Here is a 26,679-nt window from a genome sequence, read left to right as displayed (position 1 = left end):
AGTGAAAACCGCGCCCTGCCAGGGCACCTAATAGCAGAGACCAGCCGGAACACGTAGGCTAAGGCTGAAACGACAACTATCCCGGGAGGTAGTTTTGAAGAAGGACCGCATCACCCATGACCTCGAAGCCAACGTCGCAGCAGGCATCGTGACTGCCCGCGACTGGGCATCACCCAAGGTCGAAGCAGCCAGAGACTGGGCCGTTCCGCGCATCGAAAAGGGGATCGAAACCGCATCCCCGAAGATCCAGGACGGCATCAAGCGCGCTGCCGACGAAATCGCCCAGGGTGTAGCCACCGTGACGCCCCGCATTCAGGGCGGGCTCGAGAAGGTTGGGCCGCGCATCAGCCACGCTGTGGATGAAGCCACTCCTCGCATCCAGGGCACCCTGGACCGGGCAACCCCGGCACTGAACACTGCCAAGGACCGGGTTGTCGACGACTACATTCCCGCCCTCTCCACGCGCATCGGTACCGCCGCAGACAGCGTTTCGCGCAGCCTGACCGCGGCCAACGTGCCCGTGCAGACGGCCGTTGCCAAGGTCACCGGCAACAAGAAGGCCCTGAAGCGGGCCCAGAAGGCTGCTGCACAGGCTGCCAAGGAAGCCCGCAAGGGCCAGAAGGGCGGCGGCAAGGGCTGGCTGGTCTTTGGCATCATTGCAGCTGCAGTGACCGCCGGCGTAGCCGCCTGGCGCGCTTCCCGTCCGGTCGAGGACCCGTGGAAGACGCCGGCGCCCAAGCCCGCCGCCACCACTCCGGCCACCACTTCGGCCGCGACTCCGGCAGCAGCCAAGCCCGCCGCCGCCACCACTCCGGCAACGGCCCCTGCAAGCACGGGTTCCTCCTCGGCCGCAGCCACCAAGCCTGCGGCTACGGCCAAGGTTGAGGTTCCCAAGCCGACGGCGGCAGCCAAGCCTGCTGCCAAGGCCACGGAGACCTCCGCTCCGGCTGCGTCCGATACAGCGGAAACCGTAGCCAGCATCAAGGAGGCCGCCGAGCGCGCTGCCGCCCGTTCCGGCGAGAAGGACTCTGACGCCGGCAAGCACACCAAGGGAACCACCGGTGACGCCAAGGGAGCTGCAAAGCCCTCGGGCGCCCACTCGGAGAACAACACCGGCAAGTAGCAGAACCCGTTCGGGCACCGGCTGAATCGCCGGTCCCGGGACGACCATCAAAGGAGGGCCCCGCCGATGGCGGGGCCCTCCTTTGATGCGTTGGCGGCGGACTACAGGGCGTCCCCGCCCAGGGCAGGCGGGGCCGGAGGCACCACCGGCTGCTGCTTGGCCCCGGATTGCCGCCGGATCCTGCCCTGGCCTGCCACTACCACCGTTAGTCCCGCCAGGATCAGTCCCAGGCCTGCATATGTGCCGGCGGGAAGCTGCTCATGGAGGAAGACAGCTGCCAGGATGGCTGCGCCCGGGATCTCCAGCAGGATGATCATGGAGACCACCAGAGGGCTGATCACGGCCAGCAGGTGGTTGAATACCGTGTGGCCCAGAATCTGCGCCACGACAGTCACCCCGAGGATGCCCAACCAGGCCGCCGGCGGGAAACCCACGATCGGCTGCCGAAAGGCGGCACAGAGGGCAAGGAGCAGTACGGCGCAGGCGCCGTAGCAGAGGGTTGTATAGGTGCCGGTGGACATAGACTCTCTGGCCTTGCCTCCTGCGATTGTGTAGACGGCGGCAAGGACGCCTCCGGCCACGGCCAGCACGTCGCCTAACAGTGCTTCCTCCGAGAGGCCCAGGTCGAACCCGGAAATAACCACCACGCCGGCAAATGCGGCGGCAAGTCCTGCCAGGACCACCGGCGGGACCCGGATGCCCCGCAGCACATTGAAGAGGGCAATCCAGCCCGCCTGCAGGCACACCAGTGCAGTGGCTGCAGCAACCGATGTCAGCTGCAAAGACGTAATGAAGCAGGCGAAGTGAAGCGCAAGGGCCACTGCGGCCACTGTGGTCCATTTATAGTCGCGTGCGGTCAGCCTGCCGAACTCCCGGCGGCGGCCCAGCACAGCGGGAGTGCCCATGAGCACTGCTCCGAGGGCGTTGCGCCAGAAGGCTATGGCCAGGGCAGGGGCGGCAGTCGCGGCCATGATGGGGCCTGATGCGGAAACACCCAGCACGCCTACCACCGCAAGGAAAACATTCACAGGCCAACACTAGTGCAGGGCTGCCGTGGCATCGGCGCGGTGACAGGAGCCGGCGGTGCCGGGGAGAACCGGCAGAAACGCAGAAGGTCCCCGCTCCGAAGAGCGGGGACCTTCTGTATTCGGTGGAGGCACGGGGACTCGAACCCCGAACCCCCTGCTTGCAAAGCAGGTGCGCTACCAATTGCGCCATGCCCCCGAAAGGAGAACTTGTCCAGTATAGCCTACCGTTGCCGGGGGTTATAACCAGACCAACCTTTTGTCAGTCAGTCGACCTTGTCGGTCGATTCCTTCCAAACGGTTTTCTCAGCGGCAGTTTCCTGCCACTTCTTGAAAGCAAAGATTCCCGCAGCGGCTGCCGCCGTAGCTGCCAGCAACTTTTTCACGGAAATCTCCTTGCCGTTGTGGTCCACCTTTTGCAAGGTGTTCCGTGGGCGCACCAGGACTTGAACCTGGGACCTCTTCGTTATCAGCGAAGCGCTCTAACCGCCTGAGCTATGCGCCCCGATACCTTCTCGGGCCGAGATAAAACATTACCGCACCTTCGGCCCCGCGCCAAATCGAGTTCCTCGGCGTTCCGGAGACCCCCTGTCAGGCGCCTCCGGAACGGCAGGAAACTAGTCGTCCGTGAGGGTTACACCAATGCCGCCCACCAGCGTGGAGGCGATGTTATAGAGCACGGCGGAGAGCATCGACAGTGCCGTCAGCAGCAGCACGTTCACCACGGCGATGATGGTGGCGAAGGAAACCACCTGTCCCAGCGAGGCGAAGTCGCGGAGGTCGAAACCGCCGGATTCGCTGCCGGCAATCTCTCCCAGCAGCGTGTTGACGCGGTCAAAGATGCCGGTCAGGTCCAGCACGGACCACAGCACGATTGCCGCCACCACGGTGACCACGCCAAGAGCCACGGAAAGCAGGAACGCCATTTTCAGGACGGACCAGGGATCAACCTTGCTGACGAGGAGCCTGGCCTTGCGGGCCTTGGCCTTGGGAGCGGGCTTGACCAGCGGCTCGCGGTTGCCTGAGGCGCTCTGACCCCCTGCAGGACGCTGGGCGGGACGGGCCGGGGTCTTTACCCGCGGCCCGCCGCCCGAGGACGACCTGGGGCTTGGGTTGGTCGAGCTCACTCGCTACCTCCATCTTGTGCTGACTGTGCGTCGGGCGCAGCCGTTTCGTCTGTAGACAACGGTACTTCATCGCCTGAGGCCGCTACAGGTTCCGCCCCGGTTGCTGACGCCGCCGCTTCGGACGCGTCCGCGTCCTCTTCAATGGCCAGGTCGCGCTCGGAATTTCGGGCAACGGCGATAATCCGGTCATTCTTGTCCGGCTTGGCGAAGATCACGCCCATCGTGTCGCGGCCCTTGGACGGAACTCCCGTGACGGAGGAGCGGACAACCTTGCCGCCCTGCATCACCACCAGCACTTCGTCCTCTTCCTGCACCACCATGGCACCCACCAGGTGGCCGCGTTCCTCCGCGAGCTTGCCCACCTTGATACCCAGGCCGCCTCGGCCCTGGACGCGGTATTCGTCCGAGCTCGTACGCTTGGCGTAGCCGCCTTCGGTCACGGTGAAGACAAACGAGTCCTCGGTGACGACGTCGGCCGCCAGGAGTTCGTCGTCCTCGCGGAACTTCATGCCCGTCACACCGGAGGTGGCCCGGCCCATCGGGCGCAGGGCATCGTCGGTGGCGGTGAAGCGCAGCGACTGGCCCATGCGCGAGACCAGCATCAGGTCATCCGTCTCGGACACCAGCTGGGCGGACACCAGCTCGTCGCCGTCACGCAGATTGATGGCGATGACGCCGGCGGACCGGTTCGTGTCATAGTCCGCCAGACGGGTCTTCTTGACCAGTCCGCGCTTGGTTGCCAGCACCAGGTACGGAGCGGCGTCGTAATCCGGCAGCGCCAGCACCTGGGCGATGTGCTCGTCCGGCTGGAAGGCCAGGAGGTTGGCGACATGCTGGCCCTTGGCGTCCCGGCCGGCTTCGGTCAGTTCGTAGGCCTTGGCGCGGTAGACCCGGCCCAGGTTGGTGAAGAACAGCAGCCAGTGGTGCGTGGTGGTGACGAAGAAGTGCTCGACGACGTCGTCCCCGCGCAGCTGGGCGCCCTTGATGCCCTTGCCGCCGCGGGCCTGCTGCCGGTAGTTGTCGCTGCGGGTGCGCTTGACGTAGCCGCCGCGGGTGATGGTGACCACCATTTCCTCTTCGGGAATGAGGTCTTCCATGCTCATGTCGCCGTCGTAGCCCATGAGGATATGGGTGCGGCGGTCGTCGCCGTACTTGTCGGCGATTTCCTGCAGTTCCTCGCTGACAATCTGCCGCTGGCGCTCGTTGGAGGCCAGGATGACGTTGTACTCGGCGATTTCGGCTTCCAGCTTGGCGTGCTGGTCCGTGATCTTCTGGCGTTCCAGGGCAGCCAGGCGGCGCAGCTGCATGTCCAGGATGGCCTGGGACTGGATCTCGTCGATCTCCAGCAGGCCCATCAGGCCGTTCCGGGCGTCCTCGACGGTGGAGGAGCGGCGGATCAGGGCAATGACCTCGTCCAGTGCGTCCAGGGCCTTGAGCAGGCCGCGCAGGATGTGTGCGGCTTCCTCGGCCTTGCGCAGCCGGTACCGGGTGCGGCGGACAATGACTTCGAGCTGGTGGGTGACCCAGTGCCGGATGAAGGCGTCCAGGCTCAGGGTGCGGGGCACGCCGTCCACAATGGCCAGCATGTTGGCACCGAAGTTGTCCTGCAGCTGGGTGTGCTTGTACAGGTTGTTCAGGACCACCTTGGCGACGGCGTCGCGCTTGAGCACAATCACCAGGCGCTGGCCGGTGCGGCCGGAGGTTTCATCGCGCATATCGGCGATGCCGGAGATTTTCCCGTCCTTGACCAGTTCCGCGATCTTCACGGCGAGGTTGTCCGGGTTGGCCTGGTAGGGCAGCTCGGTGACCACCAGGCAGGTGCGGCCCTGGAGTTCCTCGACGTTGACGACGGCACGCATGGTGATGGAGCCGCGGCCGGTGCGGTAGGCATCCTCGATACCCTTGTGGCCCAGGATCTGAGCACCGGTGGGGAAGTCGGGGCCCTTAACCCGGCGGATCAGCTCTTCGAGCAGCTCGTCATTCGGTGCGTCCGGGTTCTGCAGGTACCACTGGACGCCGTCAACAACTTCGCGCAGGTTGTGCGGCGGGATGTTGGTGGCCATGCCCACGGCAATGCCGGAGGAACCATTGACCAGGAGGTTCGGGAACCGGGACGGCAGAATGGTCGGTTCCTGGTTGCGGCCGTCGTAGTTGTCCTGGAAGTCGACGGTTTCCTCGTCGATGTCGCGGACCATTTCCATGGCCAGCGGTGCCATCTTGGTTTCCGTGTAACGGGGTGCCGCCGCGCCGTCGTTACCCGGGGACCCAAAGTTGCCCTGGCCCAGGGCCAGCGGGTAACGCATAGTCCAGTCCTGGATCAGGCGGACCAGGGCGTCATAGATCGCCGAGTCGCCGTGCGGGTGGTACTGGCCCATGACCTCGCCGACCACGCGGGCGCACTTGTTGAAGGAGCGGTCCGGGCGGTAGCCGCCGTCGAACATTGCGTAGAGCACGCGGCGGTGCACGGGCTTCAGACCGTCCCGCACATCGGGGAGCGCGCGCCCCACAATGACCGCCATGGCGTAGTCAAGGTAGGAGCGCTGCATCTCGGTCTGCAGGTCAATCTGCTCAACCCGGTCTGTCAGTGCGGTCCCGGCCAGGGGAGTCTCGTCCCCGGTTACCTCGGGAGTCTCATCACTCATAGTTCTGCTTCCGTTTCTAAGTCGCTAAAGTCCACATGCGTTGCCGCCGGCAGCTGGCGCCGGCCCCGAATCGCCTAGATGTCCAGGAAGCGCACGTCCTTGGCGTTCTGCTGGATGAAGCTGCGGCGGGACTCAACGTCTTCGCCCATCAGCACCGAGAAGACGGAGTCCACGGCAGCTGCGTCGTCCATGGTGACCTGCAGCAGGGTGCGGTGGTCCGGGTCCATGGTGGTGTCCCAGAGTTCGGTGTAGTCCATTTCGCCCAGGCCCTTGTAGCGCTGGATGCCGTTGTCCTTCGGCAGGCGCTGGTTGTTGGCCAGGCCGCGGGTGATGACCTCGTCCCGCTCACGGTCGCTGTAGACGTAGTCGTGGGCGTGGTTGGACCACTTGATGCGGTACAGCGGCGGCTGGGCCAGGTAGACGTAGCCGTTTTCGATCAGCGGACGCATGTAGCGGAAGAGCAGCGTCAGCAGCAGGGTGGTGATGTGCTGGCCGTCGACGTCGGCATCGGCCATCAGCACGATCTTGTGATACCTGGCCTTTTCGACGTCGAAGTCCTCGCCGATCCCGGCGCCGAACGCGGTGATCATTGCCTGGACTTCCGCGTTGCCCAGGGCCCGGTCGAGACGGGCGCGCTCCACGTTCAGGATCTTGCCGCGCAGCGGCAGGATGGCCTGCGTTTCGGGGTTGCGTCCGCGGACGGCCGAGCCGCCTGCGGAGTCACCCTCCACAATGTAGATTTCGGACTTCGACGGATCCTTGGAGGAGCAGTCCTTCAGCTTTCCGGGCATGCCGCCGGATTCCAGCAGCCCCTTGCGGCGCGTGGATTCACGTGCCTTGCGGGCGGCGAGCCGGGCCTGGGAGGCCTGGATGGACTTGCGGATGACGTCGCGGGCAGGGCCCGGGTTGCGCTCAAGCCAGTCGCCGAGCTGGTCCGTGACCACCCGCTGGACAAACCCCTTCACTTCGGAGTTGCCGAGCTTGGTTTTGGTCTGGCCTTCGAACTGCGGTTCGGCGAGCTTGACCGAGATAACGGCGGTCAGGCCCTCGCGGATGTCATCGCCGGTGAGGTTGTCATCCTTTTCCTTGATGATGTTCTTCTCACGGGCGTACCGGTTGATCAGCGACGTCATGGCGGCGCGGAAGCCTTCTTCGTGCGTTCCGCCCTCATGGGTGTTGATCGTGTTGGCGTAGGTGTGGACGCTCTCGGAGTAGGCAGTGGTCCACTGCATGGCCATTTCCACGGCCATCTTCTTGTCCGAGTCTTCGGTCTCGAAGGCGATCACATCGTCGTGGACAACTTCGACCTTCTTCGCGGAGTTCAGGTACTTGACGTAGTCGAGCAGCCCGTCCGCGTAGAGGTAGTCCACCGTGCGGTGCTTCGGAGCCGCGTCTGCGTCGGTGGTCTCGGCGATTTCCTCGGTTTCCTCTTCCAGCGTCCGCTCGTCGGTCAGCCGGATGCGCAGGCCCTTGTTCAGGAAGGCCATCTGCTGGAAGCGGGCACGCAGGGTTTCGAAGTCGAACTCGGTGGTCTCGAAGATGTCCGGGTCCGGGTAGAAGGTCTGGGTGGTGCCGGTTTCGCTGGTTTCTTCGCCCTGGCGCAGCTCGCCGACGGGGTGCCCGCCGTTCGCGAAGCTCTGGTGCCAGACAAAGCCCTGCCGGCGCACCTCGGTTTCCACCCGCTCGGAGAGGGCGTTGACCACGGAAATGCCGACGCCGTGCAGCCCGCCGGACACAGCGTAACCGCCGCCGCCGAACTTGCCGCCGGCGTGCAGGATGGTCATAACAACCTGGACGGTGGGAATGCCCTCGGTGGGGTGGAGGTCCACGGGGATGCCGCGGCCGTTGTCCGTGACGCGCACGCCGCCGTCGGCCTGCAGGACCACCTCGATGTGGTCGCAGTAGCCCGCCAGTGCCTCATCGACGGAGTTGTCAACCACTTCGTACACCAGGTGGTGCAGGCCGCGGGGACCGGTGGAACCGATGTACATGCCCGGGCGTTTGCGGACTGCCTCAAGGCCTTCCAGGACCGTAATTTCGTTCGCGCCGTATTCCACGGGGGTGGCCTTTTCCGGTGCGGCGTGGTCCTCTGGTGTTACCTCTGAGTTGTCCATCTCATTGTCGTTAGCCACAGGTGCTGTCGACTCCTCTTGTGTTCGTCAGAAATTGAAGCCTCCCCAGCGGACAGGCATCTCCACTCTCAATTCTACCGCGCCGCGGGCGGCAAACCTGCCCAAAACACCCCCTGACAGGCCACCAATGACGGTTTGAAGCGAATCGGAGCGCCCCGGATAGGGACGGATACCAACCAGGGGGTTCTCCGGCCCCTAACCGGCTCCTGTACGGGCCGGGTTTCCGCGCCTTCCCGCTGCAAAGGGAAGACGGCGGCGGGTCATTCGCCCTACCCGTAGGTGTCGCGCGGACCGCGGCCCTTGACGCTTCGCAGTCCCTTGCGCCAGTTCGGCGCCGCCGGGCCGATGACCTCGATCTTGGTCACGACGCCGGAGCCCAGTTCGGCGTCGAACCGGGCAATGAGGGTGTCCCGCAGCAACCGAAGCTGAGTCGCCCAGGCCGTCGAGTCACAGCGGACCTGAACGGTGGTGTCCTGAAAGGACTCCGGCTTGCAGTGGGCACTCACTTCACTGCCCACAAGCTCTTCCCAACGGGAAATCACGGATCCGACGGCAACCGGAGAGTTCCAGCCGCGCTCGTTCACGAAGCGGGTGAAGACGTTGCCCAGACCCTGCGGGTCCCGGCCGACGTACTCTCCTGGGATAAAGGGGGTCTGCCGGCTGCGGCCGGTCTTGCGCCGGGTTGCGGGGGTGCGCTGGTTTCCGCGGGCCTGTGCGGCCTGGCGCATGCGGTTGAGCTGCTCCCGGGCGGCATCGGGCCGGTCCTCGGGCTCCTCGCCGGGGAGCACGCGCTCAGGAGACGGGCACACTGACGCCTCCCGGAACCACGTTGATGACGCGTCCCGCCAGTGCCTCCGGGATGTCATCTCCCACGGCCGCCGTGACCAGCACCTGCTCAGCACCGGCAACAATGCCGGCAAGCCGCTGCCGGCGCTGCACATCCAGCTCGGCAAACACGTCGTCCAGGATCAGGATCGGCCCCGCGCCGGGGGTGGGGTCATCGCTGGTCAGCAGGTAGTAGGACCCCAGACGAAGAGCCAGTGCGAAGGACCAGGTTTCCCCGTGGGAGGCATACCCCTTGGCGGGGGCCTGTCCCAGGACGAGTTCCAGTTCATCCCGGTGCGGGCCCACCAGGGAGATCCCGCGGTCCAGTTCGCGGCGCCGGTTGGCGGCAAAGGCCTGCAGGAACCGCTCGGTCAGTTCCGGTACGTCCAGGGCATACAGCTCATCCGGATCCTGCGCTGCCTCCACTGCGCCGTCGTCGTTCACTGCGCCCTGCAGCGTGGAGCGGTAGATGGCCCGGGCAGTCTTGGAGCCGTCGGTCAGATCGCGGTAGGCGGACTGCAGATGCGGCTGCAGCCGCTGCAGGGCTTCGAGCCGCGCAGCAACCAGCTGGGCGCCGGCCACGGCCATGTGCTGGTCCCAGACATCCAGCGTGGCTTCGTGGGCGGAGCTGAAACGGCCGGCGGCGCGGGCGGATTTCAGCAGTGCATTCCGCTGTTTCAGTACGCGCTCATAATCCGAGCGCGTTGCTGCATGGCGCGGCACCAGGGACACAATCAGCTCATCCAGGAAACGGCGGCGGCTGCCGGGATCGCCTTTGACCAGCGCCAGGTCCTCCGGGGCGAAAAGCACGGTCCGGCACAGGCCGAGGATGTCGCGGGCACGGACCGGATTGGCCCGGTTGATCCGCGCCCGGTTGCCGCGGCCGGGGTTCAGCTCCAGTTCCACGCCGGTGGCCTGCGGGCCGCGCACCAGCCGCGCCCGGATCAGTGCCTGGGCCGCATCGAAATTCACCAGCGGGGCATCCGTGCTCACACGGTGGGAGGAGAGCGTCGCCAGGTAACCGATGGCCTCGACAATGTTGGTTTTGCCGGTGCCGTTGGGACCCACAAACACGGTGACACCCGGTTCCAACCGAACATCCAGCTGCGCATAGCTGCGGAAACCGGTCAGGGACAGGTGGTCAACGTACATCGGTCCTGGTCCTCTCTCCTATCCGTTCAACCTGTCTGGCTCCCGCTCATATGCCGGCCGGCAGGCACCAACCCCGGACAGACAATGTCAAATTGTGTTACATCGGCATTGTTACGCTGGATTTTTTACGCCGCCGCCCGCTTTCTCCGGCAGCGAACTGCAGGTGGATCCGGCGGGCGGACGGCGGTGGACTACTGGTTCGGGAGACGCACCGGCATCAGCAGGTAGCGGTAGTCCGCCTGGTCATCGCCGGTGAGCTCTTCCTGGGCCGAGATCACGGCCGGCTTGGGCGGCGTGGTGAAGGAGAAGCGGACATATTTGCTCGGGAACGCGCTCAGGCCTTCGCTCAGGTAATGCGGGTTGAAGGCAACCGTGATGTCATCGCCGACCAGTGCGGCTTCCAGGGCTTCGGAGGCCTGGGCATCTTCACCGGTACCGGCGTCAAGGGAGAGCTGGCCGTCGGTGAAGGCCAGCCGGACGGGGGTGTTCCGCTCGGCGACGAGGGAGACGCGGCGTACGGCTTCCACCAGTGCGTGGGTTTCCACGGTGGCATGGATAGGCGTGTTTTCGGGGAAAAGTGACCGGATCTTGGGGTAATCGCCATCCACCAGCAGTGACGTGGTGCGCCGTCCGCCGCTCTCAAAACCGATGAGCTCGCTGTCGTCGGACAGGGCGATGTTGAGGTCCCCGGCTCCGCCGAGAGTCTTGGCGACTTCGTTGAGGGTCTTGGCTTTCACGAGGGCACTGGTGGAAATTCCCGGAGTAGCCGGCTTCCAGGACAGTTCCCGAAGCGCCAGACGGTACCGGTCCGTGGCCAGGAACGTGATGAGGTCATCCTCGATTTCCATGCGAACACCGGTGAGGATGGGCAGAGTGTCATCCCGGCTGGCGGCAATGATGACCTGCGACACGGCCTGGGCAAAAGCGTCGCCGTCGACGACGCCGCTCACCTCGGGAAGGGCCGGCAGTTCCGGATATTCCGCTTCAGGCATGGTGGCGAGGTTGAACCGGCTGTTGCGGCAGGTGAGCGTGACCTTTGCTCCGTCGGTTTCCACTTCCACCGGCGCCGAGGGAAGACTCCGGCAGATCTCGGCCAGCAGGCGGCCGGAGACCAGGATGGTGCCTTCTTCGCTGATGTCGGCAGGGATCTGCAGGCGGGCGGAAATTTCGTAATCGAAGCTGGCGATGCTCAGGGAGCCGTTTTCAGCCTTGATAAGCAGTCCCGAAAGGACCGGAACCGGGGGGCGCGGGGACAGGGAACGTGCTGTCCACGTAACGGCCTCGGCCAGGACATCCCGCTCAACTCGAAACTTCACTGAAGGGTGCCGCCTTTCGCAACGTACTTCTCAGTACAACTGATTTTGTCTTGGGCTCGGAGTGAGCCGTGTGTGGTGGAACGGGTTGAAGCATCCGCGGACAGGTCCGGTCCGGAGGCGGATACCGGGGATTTCGCCCCGGCTGCCGGACCGTACGGGTGTATCTGCGAATGACAACCATACTCTGTGACAGCTTAGCCCCGTCGACTGGCCTGCTGTACCGGTATCAACTCCAAGGGACCGGCGGTCCGGTGGTGACCGGTCCGGTCAATGAGATTTTTGGGGTTGAGATGTCGGGTCGGTTCGAGGGTGTCGAAAGCTTAGTTGTTATTTGGTGGAACCCAATTGCTTAAGGTCCGTAGTGTTAATAACTCCTGTGGATACTGTGGATAACCGCCTGCACCGGGGCATCCCGGCTGTTTAAGCCTGTTGATAACCTGTGGACGCTCCGCAGCCGCTGCGCTCCGGGCTGTTGGAAACTTTTTAAGGATTCCGCGTATCCACAGGGAAGTGTGCGTAACCACGGGTTGTCCACCGGGTTATCCACACCCTTGTCCACAAATGTTAATTCGAGCCCCTTCGGGGCCCTCTTCCCGGCTGTCTCAGGCCTCGCGCTGCTGCTGCTTGATCCTGTTGGTCAGCTCGGTGACCTGGTTGTAGATCGCCCGCCGCTCAGCCATCAGCTCGCGGATTTTCCGGTCTGCGTGGATCACGGTGGTGTGGTCGCGTCCACCCAGTTCCTGGCCGATCTTGGGAAGTGACATGTCGGTCAGCTCGCGGCAGAGGTACATGGCAATCTGCCGGGCAGTGACCAGCGTGCGGGTCCGGGATTTGCTGCAAAGTTCCTCCAGGCTGATCTGGAAGTAGGCGGCGGTCTGCCCGAGGATTGACGCGGCAGTGATCTCCTGGGCGCCGTCGTCGGTAATCAGGTCCTTCAGCACAATCTCGGCCAGCCCCACATCCACCTGCTGCCGGTTCAGGCTGGCGAAGGCGGTCACCCGGATCAGCGCGCCCTCCAGTTCCCGGATGTTGGTGGAGATTTTGGACGCGATGTATTCGAGGACGTCGTCCGGCGCACTCAGGCTGTCGCCGATTGCCTTCTTTCGAAGGATGGCGATGCGGGTCTCAAGTTCCGGCGGCTGGACGTCTGTCAGCAGGCCCCACTCGAACCGCGACCGCATCCGTTCCTCGAACCCGGAGAGCTGCTTCGGCGGAAGGTCGGAGGTGATGACGACCTGCTTGTTGTGATTGTGCAGGGCATTGAAGGTGTGGAAGAACTCTTCCTGGGTGGCGTCCTTGTTGGCGAGGAACTGGATGTCGTCAATCAGCAGGATGTCCACGTTGCGGTAGAGCTGCTTGAAGCTGGCACCCTCGTCGTACCGGATGGAGTTGATGAAGTCGTTGGTGAATTCCTCCGAATTCACATACCGAACGCGGATCCCCGTGTAGAGGTGGCGTGCGTAATGGCCGATGGCGTGAAGGAGGTGGGTCTTGCCCAACCCCGAGTCCCCGTAGATGAACAAGGGGTTATAGGCCTTGGCCGGAGCCTCCGCCACAGCAACGGCTGCGGCATGCGCAAACCGGTTCGAGGACCCGATCACGAAGGTCTCAAAGACATACTTGGGATTGAGCCGGCCGAATTCCTGGCTGGTGCTCGGCGGCGTCGGGGAGGGTGCGCCGCTTTCCCCGGAAGGCACCGGGCTTGGGGCCGCCGGCTGTTCCTCGGGCTCGGGCTCCGCCTCCGCCACCGGCGTGAGGTCCGAATCAATGACGAACGCACACTGGATATCAGCCTGGAAGACGCCTCGGAGAACCTCGTCGAGGATGTTCTTCAGTTGTGTCTGCAGTACTTCGCGGGTCAGTTCGTTGGGAACCGCTACCAGAAGGGTGGTGCCGATCAGGCCCTGGGCCTGTGCCAGCACAACGAATCCACGCTGTCGGGGAGTTACCCGGTCATCGGACTCCAGAGTCCGAATGACCTTGCGCCAGGAGCTGCCAACATCGTTGATTTCGTCCGTACCCACAAAAACCTCTCATGACGCCCTGCGGCTGTCTAAGAAAACTCGGGATCCCGGTGGGGACCCCGGCACTTCATCCACAGAGTTATACACAGATAGTGGATAAAGTACCCGTCGCCAAGCCTAGAGGATGATTTCCCTTGGTGGTAGCTGGAAATCCGCTGGAACAAGCGCCTGTCGGGCGTCTCACAGAGCCTGGTGCGGGAAGATACCCACAGTAGTTGTCCACAACTGTTGAAAAACCTCGGTACACAGCCGGGGTGCGGCTTGTCCACAGACTGTCCACAGCCTGTCCACAACCCGGTATGGCTGCACGCAGGATGCAGTCCGGATCCTGGTTTGACTGGCGCCCCTGTCTCCCCTAACGTGAAGTAGTCCTTTGTGTCTGCTATCTGTACTCACACATGCCCTGCAGGGGTTCTGGAAATCAGGGTCCAGGTCCGGGCGAGTACAGACAGACACATGAAAAAAGCGCCGCTTGTTCTTCCCCCTTGTCGCAACAAGTGCCGGCGCGACTCAAGATTGTCTTGGAGTAACTACCGTGAGCAAGCGGACTTTTCAGCCGAATAACCGCCGTCGTGCCAAGAAGCACGGCTTCCGCCTTCGCATGCGTACCCGTGCCGGCCGTGCCATCCTTTCTGCACGCCGTGGCAAGGGCCGTACCGAACTGTCGGCCTAAATAACCTCAAAGTTTGTCGATGCTGCCTCTAAGCAGCTCTAGCCCGGATTCCAGGTGGTCCTAATGTTGGCCGTGCGGAACCGGGTCAGGGTATCGGCAGATTTTTCTCGTACTGTACGTTCCGGTGCCCGAAGCGGGCGCCGGAACGTAGTGCTATATGCGGTCCGTACGGGTGACCAACCGAGCCGCATAGGCTTTATTGTGGCCAAATCCGTCGGGAACGCGGTGACACGCAACCTCGTTAAGAGAAGACTGAGGGAAGCGGCAGCGCAGAGCCTTGCTCTCCACCCGACTGGTTTGGACATAGTAGTGCGGGCCCTGCCCGCTTCTGCCTCGGCGTCGTGGCCTGTGCTCCGCGCCGATTACGACAGTGCTTTGAACGCCTGTATAGCCAAACTTTCGCAGCTTTAGACATGCCAGGTGAGGAAGGATGAGCCAGCGATGAGGGACTCCGGAGCAAATCCGTTGAGGGCCTTGATTGCTGTTGCCCGTTTTTTATGGAACCTTCCGCGCCTGCTCCTCATTGGCCTGTTGATGGCCTACCGCAAGGCCGTTTCGCCGCTTTACGGCCAGGTCTGCCGATTTTTCCCCTCGTGTTCCGCCTATGCCCTCGAAGCAGTCACCGTCCACGGAGCCGTCAAGGGCTCCTGGCTGGCTTTCCGTCGGCTGATCCGCTGCCATCCTTGGAACGGCGGCGGCGTGGACCACGTACCTGATGGACACCGGATTTGGGACTCAACGAAGGTCCCGAGGATCATTGTGCTGAATCACCCCGTGATTCCAGCTGACGAAGACAGCCGCTCGGCGGCCTGAGGAGAGTAAATGGGTTTCTTCGAGACGATACTGTTCCCCTTTAAGTGGGTAGTGTCATGGATCATGTGGGTCTTCCACGAGGGATTTGTTTTCCTCGGGATGGATGCCGCATCCGGCTGGACCTGGACGTTGTCCATCATCGGCCTGGTGATCGTGATCCGCGCCGCGTTGATCCCGGTCTTCGTGAAGCAGATCAAGGCGCAGCGGGGCATGCAGTCCCTGCAGCCCGACCTGCGCAAGCTGCAGCAGAAGTACAAGGGTAAGACCGACCAGCTCTCGCGTCAGGCAATGACGCAGGAGCAGATGGCCCTGTACAAGAAGCACGGGACCAACCCGTTTGCAGCCTGCCTCCCCATGCTCGTGCAGATGCCGTTCTTCTTCGCCCTGTTCCAGGTGCTGAACGGAATCTCCACCTCCAACGCTCGGGGCGAAGGCCAGGGTGCGCTGTCCCACAGTGCCATCCAGCAGTTCGACGAGGCGACCATTCTGGGTGCGCCGCTGTCCTCCTCGCTCCTGCACGGCTTCGGCGACGAGGGACACCTGTCCGTAGTGCTGCTCTCGATCGTCATGATCCTGGCCATGACCGCTTCGCAGTTCATTACGCAGAAGCAGATCATGTCCAAGAACATGTCCGAGGAGGCCCTGGCCAGCCCGTTCATGCGCCAGCAGAAGATGATGCTGTACGTACTGCCCATCGTCTTCGGCGTCGGCGGCATCAACTTCCCCATCGGTGTTCTCATCTACTGGACCACCACTAACCTGTGGACCATGGGCCAGCAGTTCTTCGTGATCCGCCGGATGCCCACCCCCGGCTCGCCCGCTGCCAAGGCACTCGCTGAGCGCCGTGCCCGCAAGGGCCTGCCGATGGCCCCGCTTCTCGGAGAAAAGAAGGGCGAGGCGCCGGTAGAAGTACCTGCAGCACCGAAAGGCCAGCGCACCCAGCCGCAGCGGAAGAACAGGAAAAGAAAATGAGCCCGGAGCACATTGACGATCCCGTAGCCCCCGTCGAGGATGCTGCGGAACCTGTTTCGGGGCGCACCGGCCGGCTTGAGGAGGAGGGCGACGTAGCCGCCGACTACCTTGAGGAACTCCTGGACATCGCCGACATCGATGGTGATATCGACATTGAAGTCCGCAACGGACGCACGTACATCTCCGTAGTATCCGAGGAGGGCGACGACACAGCCCTCCAGGCGCTTGTGGGCCGCGACGGCGAAGTACTCGAGGCCCTGCAGGAGCTCACCCGGCTGTCGGTGCTGACGGCCACGGAGAACCGCTCCCGGCTGGTCCTGGACATCACCGGCTACCGTGAAGAGCGCGGCGGCCAGCTGCAGTCCATTGCCGAGGATGCAGCCAAGCGTGCCAAGGAGACCGGGCAGGAAGTGGCGCTCGTTCCCATGAGTGCCTATGAGCGCAAAATAGTTCACGACGCCGTCGCGGAACTGGGTCTGGTCAGCGAATCCGAGGGTGAAGGCGCGGACCGTCACATCGTCGTATCCCTGCCGGCATCCTAGTTATCGTCCCGGCAGTGCAGACAAGGAATATCAAGTAAGTGGTTGAAACAACGCCCGCAGAACTGGACGCCGCCCGGGCAATCTTCGGTGATCGACTGAATCTCGCACAGAGATACGTGGAGCACCTCGCGACGTCGGGCATGGAACGAGGCCTCCTAGGTCCCCGTGAAGTTCCGAGGCTCTGGAGCCGGCACGTGCTCAACTGTGCCGTGGTCGCAGAACTCATTCCTGCGAACGCCACTGTTGCCGACGTCGGCAGCGGCGCCGGGCTGCCCGGGCTATGCCTGGCCATCGCCCGGCCGGACCTTGCCATGACGCTTATTGAGCCCCTCGAACGGCGGGTGATCTGGCTCAACGAGGTCGTCGCCGATCTGGGTCTCGACAACGTGCGGGTGATCCGCGGCCGCGCCGAACAGGTGGTAGACGAGGTCAATGTGGAGGTCGCCACGGCGCGTGCCGTCTCCGCACTCGGTGGATTGGCGGGCCTTACCGTGCCGCTGCTGCACGGCAAGGGACAGGTGCTGGCCATCAAGGGGCGCAGTGCTGAAGAAGAGGTCCAGAAGGCCGCCAAGGCGATCCGCAAGCTGGGCGGCCGCGATACGGCCGTGCTCACCGTAGGTTCAGACGTCCTCGAGGAACCCACCACCGTGGTGCGCATCTCTGTAGGGTGAGCTGTCTGACACCTTAGCCTTCATGCACACACCCACGCCGGTCACGGGGAATGGCGGCGAAGCGGATAGTCTAGATGGACTAATGCCTTAACGCTTTATGTTGGAAAGTGAGCATGACCAGGTGAGTGCGCGTGATTCTGCCGCAAAACGAATTCCCCCTTTTGCCGCACTCGGTTCTGCCCTGTCTGCATCATTCGGCCGTAAGCAACCGCAGGTGAGTGAAGCTAGTAAATCACCGGCGGTTGTTTCACGTGAAACGGCGGCAATTGAGCCGCCGCAGCCCGCCCAGCCTGAAAGCAGTGCCGTACTCGTGCCGGCCCCCCCAGCTATCGAAGGTGGTGTATCCGATGAAGCCGCTCCCGCGCCGTCATCGGTAGACGTTATGGACTTGATGGATGAGAGCACTCCGCTGGCCCGGGAACTGGTGAGCGAAAACCGGCGCCGGGAAAAGCTGCGCGGCCGCGTTTTGCCGCGCCCGCCCAAGACGCGGATCATGACGGTAAGTAACCAGAAGGGCGGGGTCGGAAAGACCACCACGACGGTCAACCTGGCGGCCGCCCTGGCTACCGCGGGCCAGAACGTCCTGGTTATTGATATCGATCCGCAGGGGAATGCATCAACGGCCCTCGGCATTGACCACCGTGCGGACGTGGAGAGTATCTACGATGTGCTGATCGATGACCTTCCGCTGGCCAATGTGGTTGCACAGTGCCCGGACATCAGCAATCTCATCTGCGCGCCGGCCACGATCCACTTGGCCGGCGCCGAAATCGAGCTGGTCTCCCTCGTGGCGCGTGAGCAGCGCTTGAGCCGGGCAATCAATGTTTACGCTGCCGAGCGGGAAAAGCAGGGCCTGGAGCGGCTCGATTACATCTTCATCGACTGCCCGCCCAGCCTCGGCCTGCTGACCGTCAATGCCTTTGTCGCGGCAAGGGAAGTTCTCATCCCGATCCAGTGCGAGTACTACGCGCTCGAGGGCCTCAGCCAGCTGCTGAAGAACATTGAGATGATCCAGAAGCACCTGAACGCCGATCTGGTTGTCTCCACGATTCTGCTGACCATGTATGACGGAAGAACCAACCTCGCCGCTCAGGTGGCGGCGGAGGTCCGTGAGCATTTCCCGGAACAGGTGCTGCGTGCAGTTGTTCCGCGTTCCGTACGAGTTTCCGAGGCGCCGAGCTACCAGCAGACGGTAATGACTTATGATCCGTCCTCTACCGGCGCCTTGTCCTACTCGGAAGCGGCTGCCGAGATAGCCCAGCGGGCCTAGGGACACCCCGGCGCGGTTCGGACGCCAGTCCGTCGCCTCGCCGTAGAATACTCTCACAATCAATCCGTGCCGCTTGATAGGCGTGCATAAGGGAAGGACTTACCCATGGCCGAGAAGCGTCGCGGTTTAGGCCGCGGTCTGGGTGCATTGATTCCCAGCAGCGCGGAGCCTGCGGAGACTGAAACTCCGAGCCAGGCAAACGTTGCTTCCGGCCGTCCGGTTGATTTGTTTTTCGCTGCAGCGGACGAGCCCCGTGCCTCTGCCTCCGGGTCCGGTCCCCGTCGGGGCGCGGGGATTAATAAGGAAGCCCTGCGCGGACCTGCAAAGAAGTCCACCACCCGTAGCTCCACCGCGCGGTCGTCTGCCCAGGACGACGCTGCTAAGGATGCAGAGCTCCCTGAGGTCAGCGCTGCTGCTGCCCCCGAGGCCGTTCAGCCGGCTACCCTGGCTTCGTCCGGCTCTACAGGCGAGCCCTCCCCGGCAACGGGAAACCAGGCGCCCAAACGGGCTGAGAAGGCCGCTGGAAGTACTACTGCAGGACGTGCTGCCGAAGACACCGCCACTGCTCCGGAAGTGACAGAGAACAAGAGCGCGCCGGACGCAGCGACTGCGTCTACAAACGGCAGCAAGGACCCGGCAGCCGCCGTCGAACCGATGGCCGCCGCGGATCGATCCGATCCCCAGGAGGTCGCCGGGCAGCCCACGGATGACGCCGGCCGGAAGCAGGCCGCAGATGTTTCCCGTGAAACATCGCGTTCGGATGACGGCGGCACGGGGCTAGTTCAGGTTCCCGGGGCAATCTTTGCGGAACTGCCGATTGATTCCATCCACCCGAACCGCAAGCAGCCACGTTCAGTCTTCGACGAAGATGACATGGCCGAGCTGGTGCATTCCATTCGTGAAATCGGCGTGCTGCAGCCCATCGTTGTCCGCCCTTCTCCTGAAGACGATGCAGAACACCCCTATGAACTGGTTATGGGTGAACGGCGCTGGCGGGCATCGCGGGAGGCCGGGCTGGACTTTGTGCCGGCGATCATCCGATCAACCCAGGATGTTGACCTCCTCCGTGATGCACTGCTGGAGAACCTGCACCGGAGCCAGCTGAACCCCCTTGAAGAAGCAGCGGCGTACCAGCAGCTCCTGGACGATTTTGAATGCTCGCACGAGGAGCTAGCGGACCGCATCGGAAGGTCGCGGCCCCAGGTAACCAACACCCTCAGGTTGATGAAGCTTCCCCCGCTGGTGCAGAGGCGTCTTGCTGCAGGGGTCGTGTCCGCAGGACATGCGCGCGCCCTGCTGGGCCTGGGGGATCCCGCTGAGATGGAGAAGCTGGCACAGAAAATTGTGGCAGAGGGCCTCTCTGTCCGGGCCACCGAGGAAATCGTCTCTCTTGCCGACGGGCTTCGGAAGCCGGCAAAGTCGTCCAAACCGAAAGTCGGCGCACGTCACGAACGCCTCGACTACCTGGCAACGTCGCTCTCCGACCGCCTTGATACCAATGTCAAGATCACTCTCGGAGCACGTAAGGGCAAGGTCAGCATCGAATTCGCCAGTGTCGATGACCTGAACCGGATCATGGGAGTTCTTGCCGCTCCCAGCGAGTAGCGGCCCCGCAGAGCATTACGAGCGTTTAACCGGTCGTACCTGTGTGCCCGGAGTTCGATCTGTGGCGGTAAGGACTTGTCCCGTGATGCTTCTACTGCAGTCAGCGTCTCCCTCGCCCCCGCGTTCCCCGTCGCAGCCCTTGTCCGGCAGTGTTGCCATTGGAATCCAGACGGTGGCTGCGATCCCGAGAGAATCATTTATTCCGTATCCGCATCGGTATGCACGTCCATTTGGTTGGGTACACCTCGTTCAGGACGGCTAGGCGCGCAGGCTATGCGGTCGTAAAGCGAAGGTTGGCCGATCGCGGGCCAGCCCGCAACAGAGGTTGCAGGTGTTTGCCCTCCGTGGGGAGTACGTGCCGGCACCCCTAAATCGATTAGCACGACCGCCTTGTTTCACGTGAAACAGCGAGACTGCTGCTCCATTAGCGCCAGGACGAGCCAGGCAACAGGCTTTTCCGGGATGCGACTTTAAACTTGGTGGCGATAGGCCCGCGGTTTATGGGCACTCCGTCAGGCACGCCCTCCACACATATCTAATAGGCGGTCTGTTCCATGCTGCCGCTGTGCAGCTCGTGTCCTGCCCTGCAAGCCACGGTGTGCTGGCCTGGTTCCGTGCAATCGCGCCCTGTCATCTTTCCGGATAAACTCGACAGTAAACCATTGTTTATACTCCCGAGTCTATGCCTCAAGGTTGCGCACGTTGGTTCTTCCCTCTTTAATGGTCTCTCGGGGTCGGAGATGATGCATCGTTTCACGTGAAACGAGGGCCGGCCAATGCGAACCAAAATGCTGCTGTCGGCTAGGAGAGCTATTGCATTGGATACGCGGAACATGGGAAAAGCAGCGCCGAGTACTGTCCGGTTGCTGGTTGCTTCTCCGGGGTAAGCCTGCCAGATGACTTCCGCGGTGAGGCGCGCCAGTATTCGGCGGGCTATCCGAATGGCCCCTTCCTGATATACGGCCGTGTGGTCTGCTCGCAAGCAGCGGGATCTCCCATCCGTGTTAGTAGGTGCCAGGACGTACTACCCCCGGCGGTCTGAGGATGGCTCCGGCCTGGGGAACTTGGTCTAGATTCGCGCGGGCCCGAGGGTATCGGGGTGCCAGTGCAGTGCTGCAATGTTTCACGTGAAACTGCCCCCTTTCGATCCGTACCCGCGCCCCACTGGACCGTTGTCATGCCCTGGCCTGTCCGTTCCAACTGCCGCGCCGCATTAGCCTTATAGCTCCTGGAACATACTCGGATAGGCGCCCGCCTGTGTGGGCTCTCAACGACGACAACAACATCGCTCGGACGGGTGCTATCTGAGCTCCGCTAAAACGGAAGAGGTCCTCCGGAGGGCCGTGCACACTGGTTCTTTTCAAGCGTCACAACCGCAGAGTGGGCATGCGCAACTGATCTTGGTCAAGAGCATCTCCCGACCCAGTGTGCGGACTGCGTCATCGTGAAGCTCGGTAGCTTACTCTTGCCTGGAAGCAGCATCGTTGGTGGCCGGTGCGGAGCTGAACTCACGTGTGGCTTGCCCAAGGATCGAACTGATGTAGGACGGGTGGCTCCTCGAGCGAAGTGGTGGAGGTGCGCGCGTTCCGACGGTTCCTGGAGCTGGTCCCGGTACGCGTGTTTCACGTGAAACGGCGTCAAATTGTGCGGGATCCCATGCTTGAAGGGCGGAAAGACTATGGATACGCGCACGGGAGGTAGCTAACACATCCGCTTGAGTGAGCGAAAGCTAGCCACTCGTGACATGATCCGCCCACCTATTGTGTGTGTGGTGGCCGCCTACTGCCGCGGCGCTCAAGATGATCGCCGGCGTTCAACGTCGAGCTAAACGAGCCGTCCGGTCACTGGCATCAAGCGCGGAGCAATTCTGAGAACATGATCCCTGATGGCAAACACCGTAAGATACCGGTCACCGCTCTGTGCGAAGCGACGCCCTGAAACTCACTGTTTCACGTGAAACGCAGTGATGTTCACTACTGGTGCAGCACTAGAGAAGCAGCGTAGGAGCTTTGGAGCACCCTAGCCGAACCACAGGATCCTATTGCCGCGATCTCCAATGGATACTGCGGATCCTGCAGATGGCGGGCCGCTGTCCTCTGGTGTGCGACCGCGCGATCTGGCAGTTTAATTGTCGTCATCTGCCAAGGTCGTCAGCACATGGTCAGGCAACCGGTGCCATAGCCACCAGGAGCGGATCGCGGCATCGGTGCAATCGGGCCAACTTCCCCAGGTTCGTCATCTGACCGGGCTCACGGCTTCCAAGGGTCGAGTTGCAGGACTGGAATAAATGCACGGGGGCAAGCCCCTGGTGGTGCCAGTCGTGCTTACCGCCGGGTGTTGTTGTGGAATGCATTGGCCGTTCGCTCGCCGAAAGCGACCACTTGCCGCGCGGGTGGCTCAGTTTCGGTAGGCAGGGCTGCGGGAAAGCTGCGCTGCGGGTGCAGCAGCCCAGAACCAGTGGATCGATAGGGATCGGCCTCCCCGCCCGAACCAAGCACTGAACGAATCCCCAGCTGCCCTGTCAGCGCCCAGCGGTCCAGCTGCATCGTCCACGGCTCCGCGAGGAAGGTTTCGGAGGTGTCACTCCAGAGCATCGCAGCAGAGCTGCCGTCGGTCTGCGTAGTTCCGCCCAAGAGGGAAGGATGGGGAACCTCACCGCGAAGGACGAGGGGGCTGGATTCCGTATTTGTCCGCCCCCCCCCACGTCACGCCGGCTGAGCGCCTCCCGGCGAAGGGAAGGGGTGGATGCGGCGGCAGTGCCCCGCACCGGCTGTACCTGTACACATGTACGCCCGTTGCCGGCCGCTTCCGGCCGCCTCCGGCTGCCGCAGGGACAGGACAACCTGAGGGCCTGTCCGATAGGACAGGACGCCAGCACGCTTCCTGCAGCAGCCCGTACCTACTCCCGGCGCTTCCTGCGCACCTCTGTTTGGTAGGGGGGGCAGAGCCCCGGGGCGTAACCGGGAAGCACCGGCGCTCAGGCTCCTGCTTCGGGAACTCGGTCGCAACCGGCCTTCAACTTCCCGGGTCTCAAGGAGAAACGAGTTCTCCCTGTGGGACCAGTGCGCCGGCATACGGCAATCGGCAGCGCGGAGCCGATGCCAAATACTACGAAGGAAGGGACGCAGGCGAAGCGTCCGGCAACTGCCGCATTTTCCGCAAGGGGGACAGCGCGACCGGCAGGAACGCTGCGCAGGCCGCAGTACCCGCGATCCAGAGCGCAGCCTCCGCACCGTAGAACTGCCCCAGCACGCCTCCGAGCAAGGCCCCGACGGGCTGGGTTCCCCACACCAGGAAGCGCATCGTGGCATTCATGCGCCCCAGCAGGCGGTCCGGGGTCACCCGCTGGCGAAAACTCACCTGCGTAACGTTGTAGATAACTACTCCGAAGCTGACTAGGCCCAGCCCGGCGGCGCCAAGCCAGACTGACCATCCATCCTGAGCCGCCGGAAGAAGGAGGGCAAACGGCGCTGTCAGAGCCATGGAGAGCCAGATTGTCCTTCCCTCACCCAGCCACAGGGTCACCCGGCGCGTTGCCAGGGCGCCGGCTAGGCCGCCGACACCCAGGACCGAGAAGACGATGCCGACCTCGTGTGCACCCAGCCCGAGTTCACGGGGCAGGAAGAACACCAGCATGGCCGTGTAGGCCGAGAAGGCAAGGTTGAACAACGCTGTTGACCCGGCGATGACGCGGAGCAGCGGATTGCCCAGAACAAACCGAAGGCCCTCCGCAATATCGGCAGTGAGCCGTGATCCTGGGAGGGGCACCGGTTTGGACTGCCGGTACCGCATGCGTCCAATGAACAGAGCAGACAGGCCCATGGCGACGACATCCAGGGCCAGCGCCACAGGTGCCGTGAGCCAGGCAATGAGTTGCCCGGCAGCAACGGGGCCACCAAGTTGCGCCACAGAATGGACTGTCTCCAGTTTGGCATTTCCTTCGACCAGCTGGCCGCGCCCGATAAGCCGTGGGAGGTAACTCTGGTAGGCCACGTCGAAGAAGACGCTGAAGACGCCCATGACCAGCGCTACCGCGTAGAGCTGCCAGACCGTCAGGACTCCCATCCACCAAGCAGCGGGAACGGTCAGCAGTACGGCCGCTCGGATGACATCCGATGAGATAAGTATGTGGCGGTACCGAAGCCGGTCAACCCAGACGCCGGCAGGCAATCCGATCAGCAGGAAAGCGACGGTGCTCATTGCGGACAGCATTCCGACTTCGAATTCACTGGCAGCGAGGGTCACCACGGCCACCAGCGGCAGGGCGAGGCCTGAGATCTGCTGCCCTAACTGGCTCAGCGAGGTGGAATAGAAAAGGAAACGGAAGTCATGATCCTTGAGGACCCCACCGTTGGCCTTGCTGCCGGCACCATCTTCAGTCGTCATGCGGTTGACTCTCGCCAATCGATTGATGTTTGTCAATAGACCTCTGGTAGTCTGCAGGCATGCCAAAGGAGAGCGGGCAGACCCCCCGGCGGTCAGCAAGTGAGGATGAGGCAAAAGCCCTTGCTTCGGCGGTGCGGATCCGGATCCTGCGTCTCTGCCTCAAAGAGCAGCTAACCAACAAGGAAATCGCGACCAAGCTCGCGGCCAACCCGGCGACAGTGCTTTATCACGTGCGAAAACTTGTTGCGGCGGGTTTCCTGGAACCGCAGGAGGCCCGGTCCGGCCCCAGTGGCGCATTCGAAATCCCATACCGTGCGACGGGAAAATCATGGCAACTGAATCTGGACGGCCGGGACCTGCGTTTGCGGGGCGCCATGATCGGTGCATTTATGTCCGAGGTCGGGCAAGTACCCGCATCAGAGCAGGTCGCGATTTCCCGGCTGGGCATCCGCCTGACGGAAGACGGGTATGCGAGGCTGCTGGAACGCGTCCAGGATTTGCTAGACGAAGCCGAAGCGGAGGAAGCTGCGGACGGCGGTACCCCCTATTCCCTTTTTCTGGCCATCCACCCCGACGCCGGCACCGGACCGGAACCCGAGACTCCAGCTGCGCAAAACACGGACTAACAATTGCAATTGTTTGATTTTAAAGACTTAGATCAAGCATCTACTTTCGGAGACCGCTTCAGTTGTTTCACGTGAAACGCCGAGTAAAGAAGCCTGCAGGTGTTCGTAGGCCTCGCTGAACGGTTGCAGCGGAGGGGTGAAAAAGATGGCCCCGGCCAGGCCGCCGGTGCGCAGCGTTGCGCCAAGGTGCACCGGTGGCACGAGTCGGTGCTGGGCAATCGACGCAACGTCCAAGCCGTACGGAATCCCTCGCCCGCCCAGTGCTGGTATCCGCAGCGTCGGATGCTCCGTCAGCGCGACCTTGAAGAGGGACGTAGTCAGGTCTGCCATCTCTGCGGGAGTTCCAACGGAGACGGGGCTCAGCGAAGGGGCAGCGGCAGCGGCAGCGCCGCCCAAGCCGAGCGTTTCCAGAATGAGGCTGTCGCCTCCGCTATACCCCAGGTCGTTGGAGGTCCAAGGTGCCATGAACCTTCCGGGAAACCCGGAGACTGGGGGCAGCGGTGCACGGAACCATTGCCCGGGAACGCCGGAAATCCGAACACCAAACTCCTTCTCGTTCATTGCCATGGCCGTGACGATCGAGCTGCCGGCAATCCCCTCCGCCGCGTCAGCCACCAGCTTCGCGGCCGCCATGGCGACGTGCAGGAAGTGAAATACCGCAGTGTCGAGGTAGGCCAGCAATGCCGCGGTGTCCGGGTAGGTTTCGGGACTGTTCACAACGCCTTCGAGGATGGCATTCCGGAACAGGAGCGCCGCAGCCTTTGACCTTCCATGAAGTTCGTCCCCCATGGACAGGGCCGAAGCCATGACCGGCAGGAGCGGCAACGGCGCGTCACGAAGGATGCGGCCAAGGGACGGAGCCACCTGGTCCCTGATGACGGCAAGGTTGGCACTAACTGCAGGTCCGCGGGATCCGAATGTCAGTGCCTGTGTTCCCGGGCCTTCATTCATCCTGCAGGTTGCCGTTCTGCCCGACACCCGGTCCTGCACCACAAGAACCGGCATTGAAGCGGTGCAGACCCCGGTGAGGGAACCTACGCTGCCGTAGTCGTGACAGGAGCCCAGCCGGATAGCGCCCGAACGGAGCAGGGCATCCGCCTCTGCTTCAGAGGAGGCCAGACCTTCAAATAATGCAGCGCCAACAACCGCGAAGCGTTGGCATCCGGTGTAATCCTGCCAGCGCATCAGGGGCCCCGAGACGAGTATCGTGTCTTTGCCCATGCCCGGGACGACCTCGCCCGCAGGGAGAACGTCAATCAGGTAGGGCTCCACCGACAGCATCGCAGCGACGGCTTCCTCATTCGGCGACAGGCGGACAGCATTCGTCGTCATAAGATCCCTCGAGTCGTCATGGCAGAAGCATGGCATGCGGGACGGTACGTTGGTGCCATGGAGGAGGAAGACACGGGGGTTGCGGCCGCCGACGTCGCGCGCGCATACGACGTCGTCGCCCGCTCCTATGCGGAGCTAATCCCCACCGCCGGCAGGGAAGGTGACCCGGAAACGGACCTAGGAGCTGGCCATGGTGAGGGAATTTGCCGCGTCACTTCCGTCAGGGGCAGCCATCCTGGACGCAGGATGCGGACCCGGACGGATGATTACCTATCTCGACACTCTCGCTGCGCTGGCGGTCGACTGATGCGACATCTCGCGGCGCATGGTCTGTCTGGCCCGGGAAGCCACAACGGTTTCCGGGTCCGCGCCACTCTGAGCCGCGCTCCGGCAGGCCGGGAGCGGCAGGCACAGGGATTCATC

At 63.1% G+C, this 26,679-nt stretch carries 21 protein-coding genes and 2 tRNA genes; 10 read left to right on the top strand and 13 right to left on the bottom strand.

The features are described from left to right. The first annotated feature begins 94 nt into the window (after positions 1-94). The gene (locus tag NNX37_RS05630; RefSeq protein WP_255791321.1) at positions 95-1,123 is read left to right on the top strand and encodes a hypothetical protein; all 1,029 of its coding nucleotides are present in this window, start codon (positions 95-97) and stop codon (positions 1,121-1,123) included. Between the two features lie 101 nt (positions 1,124-1,224). On the opposite strand, the gene NNX37_RS05625 is transcribed toward NNX37_RS05630, so the two are convergent. From NNX37_RS05625 to dnaA, 11 genes are all read right to left on the bottom strand, one after another. After that, entirely contained in the window at positions 1,225-2,151 is a 927-nt protein-coding gene (locus tag NNX37_RS05625) for a DMT family transporter (protein ID WP_255791320.1), read from the bottom strand. 123 nt (positions 2,152-2,274) lie between these two features. Continuing rightward, positions 2,275-2,347: transfer RNA gene (locus NNX37_RS05620), tRNA-Ala, on the bottom strand. A gap of 67 nt (positions 2,348-2,414) precedes the next feature. Continuing rightward, complete coding sequence (locus NNX37_RS05615) at positions 2,415-2,561, bottom strand: DLW-39 family protein (RefSeq protein WP_255791319.1); 147 nt, start codon at positions 2,559-2,561, stop codon at positions 2,415-2,417. Positions 2,562-2,579: 18 nt separating this feature from the next. Beyond that, positions 2,580-2,653: transfer RNA gene (locus NNX37_RS05610), tRNA-Ile, on the bottom strand. Between the two features lie 112 nt (positions 2,654-2,765). Further along, complete coding sequence (locus NNX37_RS05605) at positions 2,766-3,275, bottom strand: DUF3566 domain-containing protein (protein ID WP_255791318.1); 510 nt, start codon at positions 3,273-3,275, stop codon at positions 2,766-2,768. Continuing rightward, complete coding sequence (gyrA, locus tag NNX37_RS05600; RefSeq protein WP_255791317.1) at positions 3,272-5,917, bottom strand: DNA gyrase subunit A; 2,646 nt, start codon at positions 5,915-5,917, stop codon at positions 3,272-3,274. The genes NNX37_RS05605 and gyrA overlap by 4 nt, the downstream gene beginning before the upstream one ends. Positions 5,918-5,991: 74 nt before the next feature. Continuing rightward, positions 5,992-8,049, bottom strand: coding sequence for a DNA topoisomerase (ATP-hydrolyzing) subunit B (gyrB, locus tag NNX37_RS05595; protein ID WP_407079923.1), 2,058 nt, complete (start codon positions 8,047-8,049; stop codon positions 5,992-5,994). Between the two features lie 269 nt (positions 8,050-8,318). Next, positions 8,319-8,837, bottom strand: coding sequence for a DUF721 domain-containing protein (locus NNX37_RS05590; RefSeq protein WP_407079922.1), 519 nt, complete (start codon positions 8,835-8,837; stop codon positions 8,319-8,321). Between the two features lie 4 nt (positions 8,838-8,841). Next, positions 8,842-10,026, bottom strand: coding sequence for a DNA replication/repair protein RecF (gene recF, locus NNX37_RS05585; RefSeq protein ID WP_255791316.1), 1,185 nt, complete (start codon positions 10,024-10,026; stop codon positions 8,842-8,844). 191 nt (positions 10,027-10,217) lie between these two features. Further along, positions 10,218-11,342: a DNA polymerase III subunit beta gene (gene dnaN / locus NNX37_RS05580; RefSeq protein WP_255791315.1), complete on the bottom strand. Its 1,125-nt coding sequence runs from the start codon at positions 11,340-11,342 to the stop codon at positions 10,218-10,220. A gap of 602 nt (positions 11,343-11,944) precedes the next feature. Next, positions 11,945-13,366, bottom strand: coding sequence for a chromosomal replication initiator protein DnaA (gene dnaA / locus NNX37_RS05575; RefSeq protein WP_255791314.1), 1,422 nt, complete (start codon positions 13,364-13,366; stop codon positions 11,945-11,947). A 535-nt stretch (positions 13,367-13,901) separates the two neighbouring features. Between dnaA and rpmH the strand changes: the two genes are divergently transcribed. The 8 genes from rpmH (at position 13,902) to NNX37_RS05535 (ending at position 19,912) form a co-directional block, all read left to right on the top strand. Then, positions 13,902-14,039, top strand: a complete 138-nt coding sequence (gene rpmH / locus NNX37_RS05570) for a 50S ribosomal protein L34 (RefSeq protein WP_022892375.1) — start codon at positions 13,902-13,904, stop codon at positions 14,037-14,039. A gap of 63 nt (positions 14,040-14,102) precedes the next feature. Further along, positions 14,103-14,450 (top strand): ribonuclease P protein component, encoded by a 348-nt coding sequence (rnpA, locus tag NNX37_RS05565; protein ID WP_255791313.1) that lies wholly within the window; start codon positions 14,103-14,105, stop codon positions 14,448-14,450. A 30-nt stretch (positions 14,451-14,480) separates the two neighbouring features. Beyond that, a complete protein-coding gene (yidD, locus tag NNX37_RS05560) occupies positions 14,481-14,852 on the top strand; it encodes a membrane protein insertion efficiency factor YidD (RefSeq protein ID WP_255791311.1) in 372 nt (123 codons plus the stop codon). A 9-nt stretch (positions 14,853-14,861) separates the two neighbouring features. Then, complete coding sequence (gene yidC / locus NNX37_RS05555; RefSeq protein ID WP_255791310.1) at positions 14,862-15,824, top strand: membrane protein insertase YidC; 963 nt, start codon at positions 14,862-14,864, stop codon at positions 15,822-15,824. Beyond that, positions 15,821-16,366, top strand: a complete 546-nt coding sequence (locus tag NNX37_RS05550; RefSeq protein ID WP_255791309.1) for a Jag family protein — start codon at positions 15,821-15,823, stop codon at positions 16,364-16,366. The genes yidC and NNX37_RS05550 overlap by 4 nt, the downstream gene beginning before the upstream one ends. A 38-nt stretch (positions 16,367-16,404) precedes the next feature. Beyond that, positions 16,405-17,037, top strand: a complete 633-nt coding sequence (gene rsmG / locus NNX37_RS05545) for a 16S rRNA (guanine(527)-N(7))-methyltransferase RsmG (RefSeq protein ID WP_255791308.1) — start codon at positions 16,405-16,407, stop codon at positions 17,035-17,037. Between the two features lie 121 nt (positions 17,038-17,158). Next, a complete protein-coding gene (locus tag NNX37_RS05540) occupies positions 17,159-18,307 on the top strand; it encodes a ParA family protein (RefSeq protein WP_407079921.1) in 1,149 nt (382 codons plus the stop codon). A 105-nt stretch (positions 18,308-18,412) separates the two neighbouring features. Continuing rightward, positions 18,413-19,912, top strand: coding sequence for a ParB/RepB/Spo0J family partition protein (locus tag NNX37_RS05535; protein WP_255791307.1), 1,500 nt, complete (start codon positions 18,413-18,415; stop codon positions 19,910-19,912). A 3,108-nt stretch (positions 19,913-23,020) separates the two neighbouring features. Here the strand turns inward: NNX37_RS05535 and NNX37_RS05530 are convergent. Further along, the gene (locus tag NNX37_RS05530; RefSeq protein ID WP_255791306.1) at positions 23,021-24,298 is read right to left on the bottom strand and encodes an MFS transporter; all 1,278 of its coding nucleotides are present in this window, start codon (positions 24,296-24,298) and stop codon (positions 23,021-23,023) included. Between the two features lie 59 nt (positions 24,299-24,357). Between NNX37_RS05530 and NNX37_RS05525 the strand changes: the two genes are divergently transcribed. After that, positions 24,358-24,924 carry an ArsR/SmtB family transcription factor gene (locus NNX37_RS05525; RefSeq protein ID WP_255791305.1) on the top strand — a complete coding sequence of 189 codons (567 nt, stop codon included), beginning with the start codon at positions 24,358-24,360 and terminating at the stop codon, positions 24,922-24,924. 27 nt (positions 24,925-24,951) lie between these two features. Here the strand turns inward: NNX37_RS05525 and NNX37_RS05520 are convergent, their stop codons facing one another. Further along, entirely contained in the window at positions 24,952-26,256 is a 1,305-nt protein-coding gene (locus NNX37_RS05520) for an oxamate carbamoyltransferase subunit AllG family protein (RefSeq protein WP_255791304.1), read from the bottom strand. Positions 26,257-26,679 lie beyond the last annotated feature (423 nt).

The sequence above is a fragment of the Arthrobacter zhaoxinii genome, assembly GCF_024385505.1.
Classification (GTDB): Bacteria; Actinomycetota; Actinomycetes; order Actinomycetales; family Micrococcaceae; genus Arthrobacter_B; species Arthrobacter_B zhaoxinii.
This window is presented reverse-complemented; position numbering and strand designations above follow the sequence as displayed.

Bases quoted from the DNA above. Each gene is read 5' to 3' on its own strand.
- gyrA (WP_255791317.1), bottom strand. From the start codon at position 5,917: ATGAGTGATGAGACTCCCGAGGTAACCGGGGACGAGACTCCCCTGGCC.
- recF (WP_255791316.1), bottom strand. From the start codon at position 10,026: ATGTACGTTGACCACCTGTCCCTGACCGGTTTCCGCAGCTATGCGCAG.
- rnpA (WP_255791313.1), top strand. From the start codon at position 14,103: ATGTTGGCCGTGCGGAACCGGGTCAGGGTATCGGCAGATTTTTCTCGT.
- yidD (WP_255791311.1), top strand. From the start codon at position 14,481: ATGAGGGACTCCGGAGCAAATCCGTTGAGGGCCTTGATTGCTGTTGCC.
- yidC (WP_255791310.1), top strand. From the start codon at position 14,862: ATGGGTTTCTTCGAGACGATACTGTTCCCCTTTAAGTGGGTAGTGTCA.
- NNX37_RS05550 (WP_255791309.1), top strand. From the start codon at position 15,821: ATGAGCCCGGAGCACATTGACGATCCCGTAGCCCCCGTCGAGGATGCT.
- NNX37_RS05535 (WP_255791307.1), top strand. From the start codon at position 18,413: ATGGCCGAGAAGCGTCGCGGTTTAGGCCGCGGTCTGGGTGCATTGATT.
- NNX37_RS05530 (WP_255791306.1), bottom strand. From the start codon at position 24,298: ATGACGACTGAAGATGGTGCCGGCAGCAAGGCCAACGGTGGGGTCCTC.
- NNX37_RS05525 (WP_255791305.1), top strand. From the start codon at position 24,358: ATGCCAAAGGAGAGCGGGCAGACCCCCCGGCGGTCAGCAAGTGAGGAT.
- NNX37_RS05520 (WP_255791304.1), bottom strand. From the start codon at position 26,256: ATGACGACGAATGCTGTCCGCCTGTCGCCGAATGAGGAAGCCGTCGCT.